The 13276-nt window shown below is 46.3% G+C and carries 19 protein-coding genes; 15 read left to right on the top strand and 4 right to left on the bottom strand.

Features of this window, described 5'->3' with window-relative positions; genetic code table 11:
* Positions 1-155 precede the first annotated feature (155 nt).
* The 5 genes from ADU22_RS22110 (at position 156) to ADU22_RS22090 (ending at position 4570) form a co-directional block, all read left to right on the top strand.
* A complete protein-coding gene (locus tag ADU22_RS22110; protein WP_053364099.1) occupies positions 156-1616 on the top strand; it encodes a spore germination protein in 1461 nt (486 codons plus the stop codon).
* A gap of 125 nt (positions 1617-1741) precedes the next feature.
* Complete coding sequence (locus ADU22_RS22105; RefSeq protein ID WP_053364098.1) at positions 1742-1954, top strand: YqgQ family protein; 213 nt, start codon at positions 1742-1744, stop codon at positions 1952-1954.
* Between the two features lie 11 nt (positions 1955-1965).
* Positions 1966-2943 (top strand): ROK family glucokinase, encoded by a 978-nt coding sequence (locus ADU22_RS22100; RefSeq protein ID WP_053364097.1) that lies wholly within the window; start codon positions 1966-1968, stop codon positions 2941-2943.
* A 144-nt stretch (positions 2944-3087) separates the two neighbouring features.
* Complete coding sequence (locus ADU22_RS22095; RefSeq protein ID WP_053364096.1) at positions 3088-4242, top strand: YqgU-like beta propeller domain-containing protein; 1155 nt, start codon at positions 3088-3090, stop codon at positions 4240-4242.
* A 19-nt stretch (positions 4243-4261) separates the two neighbouring features.
* On the top strand, positions 4262-4570 hold the full coding sequence (locus tag ADU22_RS22090; protein ID WP_046526346.1) for an MTH1187 family thiamine-binding protein: 309 nt from the start codon (positions 4262-4264) through the stop codon (positions 4568-4570).
* Between the two features lie 232 nt (positions 4571-4802).
* On the opposite strand, the gene ADU22_RS24025 is transcribed toward ADU22_RS22090, so the two are convergent.
* Both ADU22_RS24025 and ADU22_RS22085 read right to left on the bottom strand, forming a co-directional pair.
* Entirely contained in the window at positions 4803-4976 is a 174-nt protein-coding gene (locus ADU22_RS24025) for a DUF2759 domain-containing protein (protein ID WP_069188021.1), read from the bottom strand.
* Positions 4977-5073: 97 nt separating this feature from the next.
* Positions 5074-5562 carry a hypothetical protein gene (locus ADU22_RS22085; protein ID WP_053364095.1) on the bottom strand — a complete coding sequence of 163 codons (489 nt, stop codon included), beginning with the start codon at positions 5560-5562 and terminating at the stop codon, positions 5074-5076.
* A gap of 89 nt (positions 5563-5651) precedes the next feature.
* On the opposite strand from ADU22_RS22085, the gene ADU22_RS22080 reads away from it, so the two are divergent.
* Both ADU22_RS22080 and ADU22_RS22075 read left to right on the top strand, forming a co-directional pair.
* Positions 5652-6287 carry an MBL fold metallo-hydrolase gene (locus ADU22_RS22080; RefSeq protein WP_053364094.1) on the top strand — a complete coding sequence of 212 codons (636 nt, stop codon included), beginning with the start codon at positions 5652-5654 and terminating at the stop codon, positions 6285-6287.
* Between the two features lie 171 nt (positions 6288-6458).
* Entirely contained in the window at positions 6459-7544 is a 1086-nt protein-coding gene (locus ADU22_RS22075) for a class I SAM-dependent methyltransferase (protein WP_053364093.1), read from the top strand.
* Positions 7545-7601: 57 nt separating this feature from the next.
* Here the strand turns inward: ADU22_RS22075 and ADU22_RS22070 are convergent, their stop codons facing one another.
* Together ADU22_RS22070 and ADU22_RS22065 are read right to left on the bottom strand one after the other, a co-directional pair.
* Positions 7602-7847 carry a DUF2626 domain-containing protein gene (locus ADU22_RS22070; protein WP_053364092.1) on the bottom strand — a complete coding sequence of 82 codons (246 nt, stop codon included), beginning with the start codon at positions 7845-7847 and terminating at the stop codon, positions 7602-7604.
* Between the two features lie 118 nt (positions 7848-7965).
* Positions 7966-8667: a helix-turn-helix transcriptional regulator gene (locus ADU22_RS22065; protein WP_053364711.1), complete on the bottom strand. Its 702-nt coding sequence runs from the start codon at positions 8665-8667 to the stop codon at positions 7966-7968.
* A 244-nt stretch (positions 8668-8911) separates the two neighbouring features.
* Here ADU22_RS22065 and comGA point away from each other — a divergent pair, with 244 nt between their 5' ends.
* From comGA to ADU22_RS22025, 8 genes are all read left to right on the top strand, one after another.
* The gene (gene comGA, locus ADU22_RS22060; RefSeq protein WP_286132363.1) at positions 8912-9994 is read left to right on the top strand and encodes a competence type IV pilus ATPase ComGA; all 1083 of its coding nucleotides are present in this window, start codon (positions 8912-8914) and stop codon (positions 9992-9994) included.
* Positions 9978-11012, top strand: a complete 1035-nt coding sequence (gene comGB / locus ADU22_RS22055; RefSeq protein WP_053364091.1) for a competence type IV pilus assembly protein ComGB — start codon at positions 9978-9980, stop codon at positions 11010-11012. Before comGA ends, comGB begins: the two co-directional genes overlap by 17 nt.
* A gap of 24 nt (positions 11013-11036) precedes the next feature.
* Positions 11037-11360 carry a competence type IV pilus major pilin ComGC gene (gene comGC / locus ADU22_RS22050; protein WP_053364090.1) on the top strand — a complete coding sequence of 108 codons (324 nt, stop codon included), beginning with the start codon at positions 11037-11039 and terminating at the stop codon, positions 11358-11360.
* A gap of 26 nt (positions 11361-11386) precedes the next feature.
* Positions 11387-11800, top strand: coding sequence for a competence type IV pilus minor pilin ComGD (comGD, locus tag ADU22_RS22045; RefSeq protein WP_231687929.1), 414 nt, complete (start codon positions 11387-11389; stop codon positions 11798-11800).
* Positions 11784-12119, top strand: coding sequence for a hypothetical protein (locus tag ADU22_RS22040; RefSeq protein ID WP_053364089.1), 336 nt, complete (start codon positions 11784-11786; stop codon positions 12117-12119). The genes comGD and ADU22_RS22040 overlap by 17 nt, the downstream gene beginning before the upstream one ends.
* Entirely contained in the window at positions 12070-12540 is a 471-nt protein-coding gene (gene comGF / locus ADU22_RS22035; RefSeq protein WP_231687928.1) for a competence type IV pilus minor pilin ComGF, read from the top strand. Before ADU22_RS22040 ends, comGF begins: the two co-directional genes overlap by 50 nt.
* Positions 12537-12914, top strand: a complete 378-nt coding sequence (gene comGG / locus ADU22_RS22030; RefSeq protein WP_053364087.1) for a competence type IV pilus minor pilin ComGG — start codon at positions 12537-12539, stop codon at positions 12912-12914. The genes comGF and comGG overlap by 4 nt, the downstream gene beginning before the upstream one ends.
* 66 nt (positions 12915-12980) lie before the next feature.
* Entirely contained in the window at positions 12981-13160 is a 180-nt protein-coding gene (locus ADU22_RS22025) for a YqzE family protein (protein WP_053364086.1), read from the top strand.
* The last annotated feature ends 116 nt before the right edge of the window (positions 13161-13276 follow it).

The raw sequence follows: 13276 nt of genomic DNA, 5'->3' as shown, positions 1-13276 counted from the left end.
ATTCTGCACAGCATGGACACTTGCTTAACTAAACTATATTCCAGGACTTCCATGGACATGCAGCAGACAAGTATGATTTTTGAAATGAATGGCTAAGATGGGAGGAGACGCAGGAAAAAATTGGCGTAAACCGTTTACGTGTTTTGAGGTGGAATATGGAACAGAACAAAAAGCATCCCGTTCAGGAAAATCTTAAGGAGAATACCGCGTATTTACGCGAGTCACTGGGCGTGGATAAGAATTTTGATGTCATGCAGGTTGATGTTAAGTACGCAGACACCGATATGGCGCTGTATATGGTCGATGGATTTGCCAAGGACGATATTCTACATCTTTTGATGAAGTTTCTTGCAAAGCTTCAGCCGGAAGAGCTTCAGCCTGATATGTTAAGAAAGCTGGTACACACGTATATTCCCTATATTGAGGTGGAAACTTCCGATGACCTCGATGAAATAACAGACAAGGTCCTCTCCGGGCCTACGGTTCTGCTTGTGGACGGGATTGACAAAGCCATCGTCATTGATGCACGGACCTATCCTGCAAGGGGACCAGAAGAACCGGACACGGAAAGAGTGGTAAGGGGGTCAAGGGACGGCTTCGTGGAGACTATTGTTTTCAATACGGCCTTGACGAGAAGAAGGATTAGGGACCGCACACTAAGAATGGAATACATGCAGATTGGGCGAAGATCCAAAACAGATATTGTTGTCAGTTACATTGAGGATATTGCCGATCCGGACATGGTTAAAAAGTTAAAAGATTCGCTGTCAAAAATTGATACTGATGGGCTCCCTATGGCGGAAAAGACCATCGAAGAATTCATTGGAGGCAGACATTTTAACCCTTTTCCAACTGTCAGATATACAGAAAGGCCCGATACGGCTGCCGTCCATTTGTTCCAGGGACATGTCTGCATTTTTGTCGATGGGTCTCCGAGTGTGCTGATTACACCTACTACTTTCTGGCATCATTTGCAGCATGCTGAAGAATACAGGAATAAGCCCCTTGTGGGAGGCTACCTGCGCCTGGTGCGCTATGCTGCGGTGTGGGCGTCGCTATTCCTTCTGCCTTTATGGTTCCTGCTTGCCGCAAATCCTGAATTGCTGCCGGAGAAGTACTCCTATATCGGGATTAACGATCCGGGACAAATTCCGCTGATTGTACAATTCATTATCATCGAATTTGGGATTGATGCGCTGAGGATGGCAGCCATTCATACGCCAACATCACTGGCAACCGCATTGGGATTGATTGCTGCATTAATGATTGGCCAGGTCGCTGTAGAAGTGGGTCTATTGACAAACGAAGTTATTCTTTATTTTTCCGTTGCTGCCATCGGGACATTTGCAACCCCAAGCTATGAAATGAGCCTGGCAACGAGGCTGGCAAGAATCTTTTTATTGATTTCCACTGCCTTATTTCAAACCCTGGGTTTTGTTGTGGGGACACTGCTCCTCATCCTGTATCTTGCAAGAATGAAATCGTTTGGTATTCCCTATTTATGGCCATTCATTCCGTTCAATTTCACGGCTTTCCGCGATGTATTAATGAGGACGCCAATCCCGCTGAAAAAACGCCGGCCCACCGTTCTCCATCCTAAAGACCCTGACCGCTGATGCCTTGGCATCGGCGTTTTTTTATGGGAATCCCACCCCGAAACATCCTGGGACACTTGAGAAGAGGCTGGGTATACATTATACTTATCTCATGTAAACTTCTTCACAAAATGAGAGGGACTGAATTGAAAACCATTTACGATATCCAGCAATATTTAAAATCCTTTGGCACGGTCATCTACGTTGGGGACCGGCTTGCTGATTTGGAATTAATGGAAGCAGAGTTAAAAGATATGTATCGTGCACAATTAATCCAGCCTGGTGATTTTCAAACCGCCATTATGCTCCTTAGGCATGAGATTATGCTGGAAAAAGAAAAAAGACAGAAACAGGGTTAGGTGACGAGAAGATGGCAGAAAAATGGCTGATTGGTGTGGATTTGGGAGGCACTACGACAAAAATAGCGTTCATTAGCTATTATGGAGAGATTTTGCATAAATGGGAAATACCTACGGATACTTCCGATAAGGGGAAAAATATTACAATCAATATCGCAAAGGCAATTGACCGGAAACTGGAAGAAGTCGGCCGTTCCAAAAGTGAAATTTTAGGGATTGGAATGGGAGCGCCAGGTCCAGTCAACCTGGTCAACGGAGTGGTATACGAAGCGGTCAATCTGGGTTGGAAGGATGACTATCCATTAAAAGATATGCTGGAAGTGGAAACTTCCATGCCGGCGGTGGTGGATAATGATGCGAACTGTGCTGCCCTGGGAGAAATGTGGAAGGGAGCCGGAAACGGGGCGAAGGACCTTGTATGCGTTACACTGGGAACGGGTGTTGGCGGCGGGGTGATTGCCAATGGCCAGATTGTCCAGGGAATCAGCGGCGCTGCAGGCGAAATTGGACATATCACCTCCATTCCCGAAGGCGGAGCTCCTTGTAATTGCGGGAAAAGCGGCTGCCTTGAGACCATCGCCTCGGCTACCGGAATTGTAAGGCTGGCCCTTGCCGAACTTTCTGCCAATGATTCTGCCGGCAGCCTGAAGGAGATTTACAAGCGGGAGGGAACGGTTTCCGCAAAAGATGTTTTTGACTCAGCGAGAGATGGAGATAAAATGGCTCTTCATGTCATCGACCATGTTGCCAGCCATCTCGGTCTGGCACTTGCCAACATTGCGAACACCCTGAATCCTGAGAAAATTGTCCTTGGCGGCGGTGTTTCAAGAGCTGGGGATATCCTGATTACCCCTGTAAAAGAGAAGTTCCTGGCCTGCTCTTTCCCAAGAGTGGCAAAATCAACACAATTAACACTTGCCACATTGGGCAATGACGCCGGGGTAATTGGTGCTGCCTGGCTGGTTCGAAATAATCTTATTAAGCAGTAATCTGAAATAACGCAAGGAGTGCCGATTAGGGCACTCTTTTTATTGTGTTAAAATGGGCTGTATTAAAATTTTTATGTTGAAAAACTGAAACATTTTTCGCTTTTTTACGTACTGTTATATACTAGTGAAAAGGTGGGGGAGGAAGTGGGAAGAAGGTTGGACAATGCAGTAACGACCGGAAAGTTTTTGCTTTTTTTCGCATTTGTATTCCTTGCCGGGATCAGCCTTGCGGGCTGTGTCAAAGATGATTCGGCCAGGCTGCATGGGAAAGCCAGCCATGTTCCCAATAATAAAGACGAGCCTGCTCCGGGCTTATCCGGGAAAGCTCCTGTTCTGCCCGTCGATGTCGAAGGAGATTTCTTTAAAGCAATAGGATGGCTTGATGATCGCACCATACTTTACATAACGAACGTCAGCGAAGGCTCCAACCTGTACCGTTATGATATATTTGACGGCAAAAGCACATTATTGTACGAAAGTCCCCACATTGCAGTAACAGCGGAAATCAGTCCCGGAAAAAAACAGGTGCTGATCCATTCCGCGCCTTCCAGCCATGAAGCGGAACTGGCCTTCATAAATCCCGATGGGGAAGAGTTATTTAAGACAAGGCTTCCTTCGTTTGAATTGGCTTTTGAATGGAATGGGGAGGCCGAGGAGAAAGTGCTTGTTTCGGCCTTTAAGGAAGATTGGAGCTATCAGGTGTACATCCTGGATATAGGGAATGAAAATATTTCCGAGGTAGACCTGGATCCACCTTTCGCCATTTGGCCGGCGGAGGAAGAGATATATTATCTGGATTGGGATAACACTGGGCCCGCCCTCCATGCCCCGCTTAAGAAACGGATCCTGGGTACGCAGACGGAGCATACCATTCTCGGAGGCGTCCATCACCTCGAAGGTTCAGGGAATCTTGTCCTTGCTGTTCAAACGTCTGAAACCGACAGTGGCATGGCGGCTTATCACTTTATCGACAGCAGGTCAGGAGAAAGGAACAGCTTTGAGGTAATGCAGCTTTCCGCTTTTTCGGGCTGGCTCGTCCCTTTTTATGATTTTGACACAGCTAAAAGTTTTGTCTACTTTCGGCCATTGTACAGCGGGGAAGCGGATTTGTACGGGGCAGGATTTACCCTTTCCAGTTACTCTCTGGAGGAGGGAACTGAGAAGACCCTGATGGAAGGAATGGAAAATGAACCGATAAACTGTGCCCCGGACGGGAAGTATTGCTTGTATGGTTTTCAGCTGGAAAAGCTGATTAACCTGGAAGATAAGCAAATCATAGACCTGATTGATAATGAATGACAGTAAGGAGAGATTATTAATGGCCATTGCAGATGTAACAGTAATTCCGATAGGCACCGAGACACCGAGTGTAAGTGCCTATGTCGCGGAAATCCAGAAGCTCCTGGCAGATTTTGAGGAGCAGGGAAAAATTCGTTTCCAGCTGACACCAATGAATACAATCATCGAAGGAGAACTGCCGGTGCTGTTCCAAGTCATCCAGGCGATCCACGAAGCGCCGTTCTCAAAAGGAATCCAGCGTGTAGCGACCAATATCAGGATCGATGACCGCCGGGACGTTTCTCGGAAAATGGAGGATAAAGTAGCTAAAGTCCAGAGCCTTCTATAAAAAAGGCCGCCCAGTGGGCGGTCTTTTTCGCAAATTTTGCAATTACATAACTGTCCAGCTCCAGCGCCTAGCCAGTTTTCATCTTTGAATTTTCATCTTTGAATATCTTGCGAGAAGCGTAGCTTTGAGCAGCTTGAGTCATAAGCCACTCCAGAATTGAAGGCAAAGAGCGCCTTCTATTCTGGAGCGTCTTATGCTTGTCGGGGCTGAACGAGGCGCTTGCGCTTTTCGTTTAATGCGCTACTGGGTAGCCGTGGTGGATAACCGTCATAATGGTAAACCATCCGAAGACGAGCAGAGTTCCACCGCCAAATACGATGCCCAGAAGATTTTTGTTTTTTAAAGCAGAAAAAGTGCCGAATGCTGCGAACAGTGTAACCAATGCAAAGATAATCACAAGTCCCATTTTCAATCCCCCTTTTTACAGATACTGGCTGTTCAATTAATGAAGTCAACGGGCAGGGTAGCTGCCTTTATGTATTTCCATATATTCGAATACTATTTTATAGTTTTTTCAATCGTTTGTCGAGGTCTAAAAACAATGCCTTGCATCCATATGCTCGGGCAATCCCGGTCATCAGGGTGCACATCTGGCGGTCTGTGAAAAACAGCGATGAATCCGTGCCTCCTGCTGCGGCCAAATGTTCTTCAATTTGCAGCTTTGCCATCCGGGCCTCATCAGGAGCGCTGCATTCCAAGGTGAAAGCGGATACCAAGTCCTTGAATAAGTATACCCGTTCTCCGGCTTTAAAACCATAATCAGCAAAAAGTTCTCCTTCGGCAGCATTTTCGAGGCAGATCAATGGGTGTATTTCCTCAAGCAGCCCTGCTTCCCTGCAAAGGTCTGCGGCTTGCTCAGCTTCCGTTTTGTCATGGAACAAGTACATCAGTCCATGGACGCCAGCAAAGCTGTAATGCGAACAAAGCACGTCATCGAATTCGGGAATCTCGGCGATAAGAGGAGCCACTTCTACGGCATAGGCAGAATTCAAACCATTCATCCTTTCAAAACATTTAATCCCTTGCTTCAGTTAGTGTAAAATAATATAAGAGATGATTCAACTATTGCAGGAGGTGCGACATGGAATGGTTTCAAATTCCGCTGGGTCCTTTGCAGACAAACTGCTATATCCTGGCACAGGAGAACGGAAAATGTCTGATTGTTGATCCCGGAGAAGAATACAATAAGCTGATTGATTATATCAAAAACAAAAACCTGCAGCCCGAAGCGGTCGTTTTGACGCATGCCCATTTTGACCATATCGGGGCAGTTGACCAAGTCAGGGAACATTATTCCATCCCGGTTTATGTACATGAAAAAGAGGCGGACTGGCTGATTGACCCTGCCTTGAACGGATCGCAGTACTTCATGGGAGATCAGCATATCAAAGGAAAGCCTGCGGACCACTTCTTTTCTTCAGAAGGAGATATCACAATAGGCAGTTTCACATTTGCCGTTTTTGAAACTCCCGGCCACTCTCCGGGCAGTGTTTCCTTTTATTTCGAGGACCATGGTGTGGCCGTTGCTGGGGATGCTCTGTTCAAAGGCAGCATAGGAAGGACAGATTTGCCGGGCGGAGACCATCGGCAGCTGCTGGAAAGCATCCATGGGAAACTCCTGGGATTACCAGAGGAAACGGCTGTCCTGCCTGGTCATGGGCCTGTTACTACCATTGGAGATGAAATGGACGGCAATCCCTATTTAAATGGCTTCTGAACAACTCCCTGATTGGGGAAAAAAGTCCAAAGAAAAACCCTTCTCTCTGGAAGGGTTTTTCTTAAGGATGTTCTGTTTAAATCATTGGGAGGGATTCAAAACTTAGGTTTCTGTTTCTACAATATATGAACAATATCACTGTGTCAACAGTGAAAAGACAAGGAGCCAAGTATGGAAAAACACATTGAAGATCTCATTGCCAAAAGCCCATATAACATGATTTCCTATGCAGATTTTATCGCAGCCGCCCTCTATCATCCCGAGGAAGGATATTACATGAACAGCAGGGATAAAATTGGCCGGGAAGGCGATTTCTTTACCACCAGCAATATTTCTCCCATCTATGGCCGGCTGGTTGCCAAATGGTATGAATCAAAATATGGCAACCTTGGCCTGCCTGCTGCAGTTTGTGAGATTGGAGGAGGGAATGGCCGATTTGCTCAGGCTTTTTTAGAGGGGTGGCATTCCTGCACTTCCACCCCGTTAAGCTATCATTTGGTGGAAACAAGCCCTTATCATCGTCAGCTTCAGGCTGCAGCTCTTGAAGGTTTTGAGGGTGTAAGGTTTTACAGCGACATAGGGGAACTTGGCGGCTTTGAAGGACTGGTGTTTTCAAATGAGCTGTTTGATGCACTGCCAGTCCACGTCATTCAAAAAAAGCAGGGAAAGCTGTATGAAATGATGGTTGCTGTTGGGGAAGGGGGATTTTTTGAAACAAGCATCCCTCTGAAAAATGAGGCAATTGGCGAGTATCTTAGGAAACATGGGATTGAGCTAGAAGAAGGCCAGCGGCTGGAAATACCGCTTGATATGGAGAATATCGTCCGCAAATTGGCTTCAACTGTGTCGAAGGGACTAGTGGTGACCGTTGATTACGGCTATACAAAAGAGGAATGGCGTCAGCCTGCTAGAAGCGAAGGCAGTCTGAGAGGATATTATCGCCATCAAATGAAAACAAAAATCTTGGAACGTCCCGGAAGCATGGACATTACCAGCCATGTTCATTTTGACCCTCTCATCGAGCAGGGGGAGGAATATGGCCTGCGGTTTATTTCAAAAGCAAGACAGGATGAATTTCTGATCGGAATAGGCATCCTCGACGAACTTGCCGAAACCTGTGGTACTGACCCTTTCTCTGAGAAAGGAAAACGGAACAGAGCGATTAAAAGCCTCATCCTGCCTGGAGGTATCAGCAGTTCCTTTCATGTCCTCATACAAGGAAAAGGGGAGGGAGTTGAGAGCGAGGCTTTAAAATAGGAATGAAAAAAGCGGCAGGAAATCTGCCGCTTTTTTATGCGAGTCTTAACGGGGAAATCAGTGTCCTACTCCGCCTGTACCCATCATAAATGTTGTCCAGTAAGTAAATCCTGCGAAGAAAACAGTTAAGTATGCGCCGAAGATATAAATATACATGCGTTCGGACAACTTTAAGTAGCTCAAAAGCAAGAAAAACCCTGTTTGCCCAAAGAATATCAGGGAAGAAGTATACATTTCGCCGATGAAAAACATAATTGCGAAAATCCCTGTCCAAAAGCCTAAAACTCTGTACATCCGATCCAAAGCCACCCCTCCTTTTACCATACAAATCCATCACATACCAATTATAAGATAAAGAGGAGGGGAATGTAAATAAGCTTTGCTTATCCTGCCTTGACTGTCGGTAAGACCCCCGCTGAATTTATTGCGCAATCACGGCTTGATAGGAACAGGAATCGCACCCGGAAATAATGTTAGCCTTTTCAATCAGTTCGACATTCGGGAACAGGCTTTCGAACATTCCCTTTAAAAATTCAACATGCATCGTGCAGACAGCTTCCGTGTGCTCCATGGCAACTTCCTTGAAAGGGCAATTGAAAATCTGGAAATAGATTTTGGTGCCTTCGTCGTTTGTTTCAAACTCGGGATAAAAACCCGCGATGGTAGCTGCATTCCTTACGACGCTAAGTTTTTGTTCAAAGCCCCACTCCTCGGATTGCTGATGGTTTCCCGCAATTTCCTGGTCGATAAGCTCGGCGCCTAAACGCTTCCCTGTCAAATAAAGGGCTTTTTTACCTTCTTCCCCAAGCGACATCATGGTAACCAGCGCTATTCTTGAAAGGAGCTGGTAATCCCTGAATGGGAAATTCAGCTGGATGAGATCATCTGATAAACGGTAGAGCCTGCTTGGGCGCCCTCCTTTTCCGGTTTTTCTTGTTTCGGATACCAGCATGTTCACATCTTCCAGCTTTGATAGATGTAGGCGGGCAACGTTGGGATGAATATCGAAATTATCGGCAATCTCCTGTACGGTCACATCTTTGTGGCGTTTCGTAATGTACTGATAAATATAATAGCGTGTTGGGTCAGACAAAACACTTGTAATCTTTAATGTTTGTTCCACCATGCTTCACCTCGTACTGCTTAATTTTCTTCAGTATAATACAGATGTAAATTCTTTGGAATGAGGTTTACACTGTAAACACTATATGTTTAGAAAATGTTCACAACTAAATGGCGAAATGATGAACGATGCCTGATGGGGAGCTTGACTTTTTAACTGTCACAGTTTATTCACAGATTAACCGTAGGCAGGAAGGAAAGGATGGTGAATTTGAAGAATGTATAAGCCATAAACGAAAAAGGTGGTGTTTGATATTGAAAGAACTATACAGAGCATAGCAGATGGCATCCTGAAAGATGCGCTTCAAAAAGGTGCCTCCGACATCCATGTTGTGCCGCACGGCGGGAACATGCTCATCAAGCTAAGGCTCGGAAATCAGCTCCTTGAAAGGCAAGTCCTTAAGAACCCTATTTGTGAGCGGCTTATATCGCATTTCAAGTTCATTTCAGCAATGGACATTGGCGATAAACGGCGTCCGCAAAGCGGTGCCTCCTCCTACCGCCATGACGGGATGGATGTAGGCCTGCGCATCTCCACCCTTCCTGCCGGAAAAACCGAAAGCATGGTCATCCGTCTCCTTCCACAGCAAAAACAAATTCCTTTTTACCAATTAAGCCTGTTTCCTGCCACCACCCAAAAACTCATCTCTCTCATGAAGCATGCCCATGGCCTCGTCATTCTTACCGGACCGACAGGCAGCGGCAAAACGACCACCTTGTATTCCCTTCTGCATGAAGCCTCGCAAATCATCAATCGCAATGTCATCACACTGGAAGACCCCATTGAAAAGCAGAGTGAGAATGTCCTGCAGATACAAGTGAATGAAAAAGCAGGCATCTCCTATGCCGCAGGTCTGAAGGCGATCCTTCGGCACGACCCGGACATCATCATGGTCGGGGAAATCCGGGACCATGAGACCGCGCAAATTGCCGTCCGGGCTGCGCTTACGGGACATTTGGTACTCACGACGATGCATACCCGCGATGCGGAGGGAGCCATTTACCGGCTGCTCGAATTTGGTGTAAGCTGGCTTGAAATTGAACAGACGCTGATTGCCGCGACCGCCCAGCGGCTTGTCGAACTGTCCTGCCCGTTCTGCGAAGGACAATGCCCGCCTTTTTGCTATACCGCAGGAAGGAATAAGCGGGGAAGTGTGTTTGAGATCCTTACAGGCAGAGCATTGGCACAGGTGTTAAAGCATGCAAGAGGAGAAGCGGGAAAAAGCCAGTATAAAACCTTGAGGGATGCCATTGTAAAGGGCATCGCCCTGGGCTTCATCAGGGAAGGCGAGTTGAAAAGGTGGGTCATCGATGAGCAAAAAACGTAAATGGGCTGTGGAGGAGCAGGCTGTATTTCTGAAAAGGATTGGTGAACTATTGTCGAGAGGTTATCCGCTTGCTGACGCCATCGGCTCGCTGAGTTTTTACCTTGATCAGGGGAGGAAGTCGGAACTTAAAAGCTGCCATGCGCAGCTGAAAGAAGGATACCCATTTTTCCGCATCCTCGCAGGGCTGCAGTTTAACAAGGACCTTGTCAGTTATGTTTATTTTGCAGAGCAGCACGGAGGGCTTGCGCAGGCAATCGCGGAAGGAAGCGATATGGTGCTGAAGCGGAGCCAGGACCTCAGGCGAATGAAAAGCCTTGTTTCCTATCCTTTGTTCTTGCTGTTATTGACCAGTATCCTGTTCTATTTTGTCGACCAGGTGCTGCTGCCCAATTTTACCGCACTGTACCAAAACATGAATGTCAGCCAGAACATGTTTTCTAAAGTTTTAACAGCGTTCGGTACGTATATGCCGCTGCTGCTTTATATGTTGCTTTTCATCTCCCTTGCTATTGCCTGCTACTATTTTTTCCTCTTTCGCAAACATCCCGAGCTGGAACGCAGGGCAAGGCTGGTTCAAATTCCTCTTGCAGGCCGTTTCTTCAGATTGTTAAACTCCCACTTTTTTTCCGCACAGCTTAGCTATCTCCTATCCGGAGGACTGTCTGTTTCCGAAGCGTTAAGTGTTTTTGAACAAAATGTGCACGAGCCTTTTTCCAGGGAACTGGGAAGCCATATGAAGCAGGAACTGGCGGCAGGCTTCCCGTTTGACCAGGTTGTATCCTCGCACACATTTTTTGAAGAAGAGCTTTGCAGCGTTGTAAAACATGGACAGGAGAACGGAAAACTTGCGCAGGAACTGTATTTTTACAGCAGGCATTGCCTTGCCCAGCTGGAGGGGAAAACAGATAGGTGGATGAAGGCAGTCCAGCCAGCTCTATACAGCATTATCGGCATTCTGATTGTCTCGCTTTATTTGGCAATCTTACTGCCGATGTTCCAATTGATACAGGGATTCTAAAAAAACCAAAAAAGGATGGATAACATGAAAAATGAAAAAGGTTTTACTTTGATTGAGATGATGATTGTCCTGCTGGTTATTTCAATTTTATTGATCATCACTGTTCCAAATGTGACCAAGCATAATGCCACAATCAATACAAAGGGCTGCGAGGCTTTTATTAAAATGGTCGAGGGCCAGGTTCAGGCTTATAATATCGAAAAAGAAAAACTCCCTGCTAGTTTGTCAGAGCTTGTAGCTGCTGGTTATTTAAAGACGGAGGAGACGAAGTGCCCTGATGGCCGCGAAATTTCCATTTCTGCGGGAGGAGCAGTCATTGTAGGTGCCAAGCCTGCGTCATCTCAATGATGGAGTCCAGAAGGAATGGTTTCACTTTGACGGAAACCCTTATTGTCCTTTCCGTTTTCATGGCCATGTCCTCCGTGTCGATGGTCCTCGTCAAGCCAACCTACCACTTGCTTGAAAAAAACGTATTTTTTTCCCAGTTCAAGTCCGATCTGCTGTTTGCGCAGCAATACGCAATTTCCCATCAGGAAGAGGTATCCATCCATATCTTGCCGAAATTGAATACTTACTATATCCGGACAAGATTAAACGGGCCAATTCTTGTGGAGCGCGAGTATTCGAAAGGAATCCGGATTATGGAAGGAAGTTTGCCGCTCTTTTTTCAATATACCGCTAGCGGTAATATCAAAAAATTCGGCTCTCTTTATGTGGAAATAAATAAACAATTTTATCGATTTACGGTCTTAATAGGGAGCGGGCGGTTTTATGTTGTCAAGGAATGAAGGGTTCTTTCTGGCGGATGCGATGTTATCCCTGTCTTCCTGGCTGATGGCAGCTACGATCCTTCTTCCCCTGGCCATGTTCTGTATCGGGCAGACAGCTTCGCAGCGTCAGGAAACCATTGCGGCATACTTGCTTTACGACCATCTTCAGCAGCTGAAGTTGTCACCCGGCCAACAGGCCCAGGGCAGTTTCACAAGAGGCGGGACGGKGTTTACTATTGTCATGAGAGATTTCGGCCAAGGAGTGCCATCGGAGGTATGTGTCGAATATGAAGACTATTTCAGGAATAAAAAGGCTAAATGTGCGCTGGCAGAATGATAAAGGGTTCACCATGGCCGAAATGCTGGCTGCATTCACAGTATTCTGCATGATTGCTCTCTTCTTGCCGCTCGGCCTGAAAACCGTTCTGACTAATCAGCATTCGGAAATCGGTTTGCAAAGGCTTGAGTGGGAGGTTTTCGCAAGCCAGATTAAAAAAGAGGTACGGCTTTCTTCAAGCATTACTGTCCAGGGAGACAGGCTGCTGCTTGCCAAGAATAGTGAAACCGTCCAGTTTGAAAAATTTGGGACCAATATTAGAAGGAGAGTAAGTGGGACCGGCCACGAAATTGTCCTTCAAAATGTAGCATCGGCCAGATTTTTGCCTTTGCCTCAGGGGGTAATCATTCAGGTGACCGACCTTAATGGAAACCAGTATGAAGTAACCAGCAGGTCCTTCATTTCGATTGCCCAATCATGAGGAACCAGGCTGGATTTACTTATCCTTTATCCCTCTGCATGCTGGTGCTTTTTAACGTTTTTTTCCTTCTCGCCCTTGAGCAGGGATTGTCGGAGAGGCGGCTTTATAATGAAAGTGAAAAAATATTGGCTGCCGAGTATTACTTGCTGTCCTCCGTTAAAGAGGCCGAGTTGCAAATGCGGGCAGGAAAGCTATCGGCCTCAGGCAGATTTTCCTACTCAAAAGGGGTGGTTGACTACCAAATAAGGGCACTTTCTCCTGCAATGGACGAAATTACTTTAACATTGAGGCTCCATACCACTGAGCAGTGGACAGGAATTGCCCATTATGACAAGACCCAGCAAAAAATGGTGAGATGGATTGAGAAAAACTAGCTAAAGCCGGGTTTTGGCGTCGCATTTCATGGACATACTTGTAAATGGAAGAAGGCAGGTGTACTCATGAAAACGAATGATTATGTTAAGTACCTAACCCAGACAGTGGTCAAATATGCCGACCAGCCTAAGGCTGAGCGAGCCAAAAACAGGCTGGAAAGGAAAGAGGAAAAACCATCATTCCTGTTTAAGTGGTTTGGGATCCTTCCCTATGTATTTATGTCGATGATGAAACGAAGAAAGTAAATGAAAGGCTGGTCAAAGCATGGCTTTGACCAGCTTTTTTATTCTTGTTTCAATACCGGTTTTAACGTGGCGCTCGCCATTTTGGGCGCTGACAGCCCTCGTCAGTGCCCGTTTTT

The sequence above is a fragment of the Bacillus sp. FJAT-27251 genome (assembly GCF_001273925.1).
Classification (GTDB): domain Bacteria; phylum Bacillota; class Bacilli; order Bacillales; family Cytobacillaceae; genus Mesobacillus_B.
Note: the sequence above shows the minus strand (reverse complement) of the source record. Positions and strands in the feature narration are given on the sequence as shown.

Excerpts from the sequence above, each read along its gene's own strand:
- comGC (WP_053364090.1), top strand. The coding sequence starts at position 11,037 with ATGAAAAATGAAAAAGGTTTTACTTTGATTGAGATGATGATTGTCCTG.
- ADU22_RS22075 (WP_053364093.1), top strand. The coding sequence starts at position 6,459 with ATGGAAAAACACATTGAAGATCTCATTGCCAAAAGCCCATATAACATG.
- ADU22_RS22025 (WP_053364086.1), top strand. The coding sequence starts at position 12,981 with ATGAAAACGAATGATTATGTTAAGTACCTAACCCAGACAGTGGTCAAA.
- ADU22_RS22100 (WP_053364097.1), top strand. The coding sequence starts at position 1,966 with ATGGCAGAAAAATGGCTGATTGGTGTGGATTTGGGAGGCACTACGACA.
- ADU22_RS22090 (WP_046526346.1), top strand. The coding sequence starts at position 4,262 with ATGGCCATTGCAGATGTAACAGTAATTCCGATAGGCACCGAGACACCG.
- comGG (WP_053364087.1), top strand. The coding sequence starts at position 12,537 with ATGAGGAACCAGGCTGGATTTACTTATCCTTTATCCCTCTGCATGCTG.
- ADU22_RS24025 (WP_069188021.1), bottom strand. The coding sequence starts at position 4,976 with ATGGGACTTGTGATTATCTTTGCATTGGTTACACTGTTCGCAGCATTC.
- comGF (WP_231687928.1), top strand. The coding sequence starts at position 12,070 with ATGAAGACTATTTCAGGAATAAAAAGGCTAAATGTGCGCTGGCAGAAT.
- ADU22_RS22110 (WP_053364099.1), top strand. The coding sequence starts at position 156 with ATGGAACAGAACAAAAAGCATCCCGTTCAGGAAAATCTTAAGGAGAAT.
- comGB (WP_053364091.1), top strand. The coding sequence starts at position 9,978 with ATGAGCAAAAAACGTAAATGGGCTGTGGAGGAGCAGGCTGTATTTCTG.
- ADU22_RS22080 (WP_053364094.1), top strand. The coding sequence starts at position 5,652 with ATGGAATGGTTTCAAATTCCGCTGGGTCCTTTGCAGACAAACTGCTAT.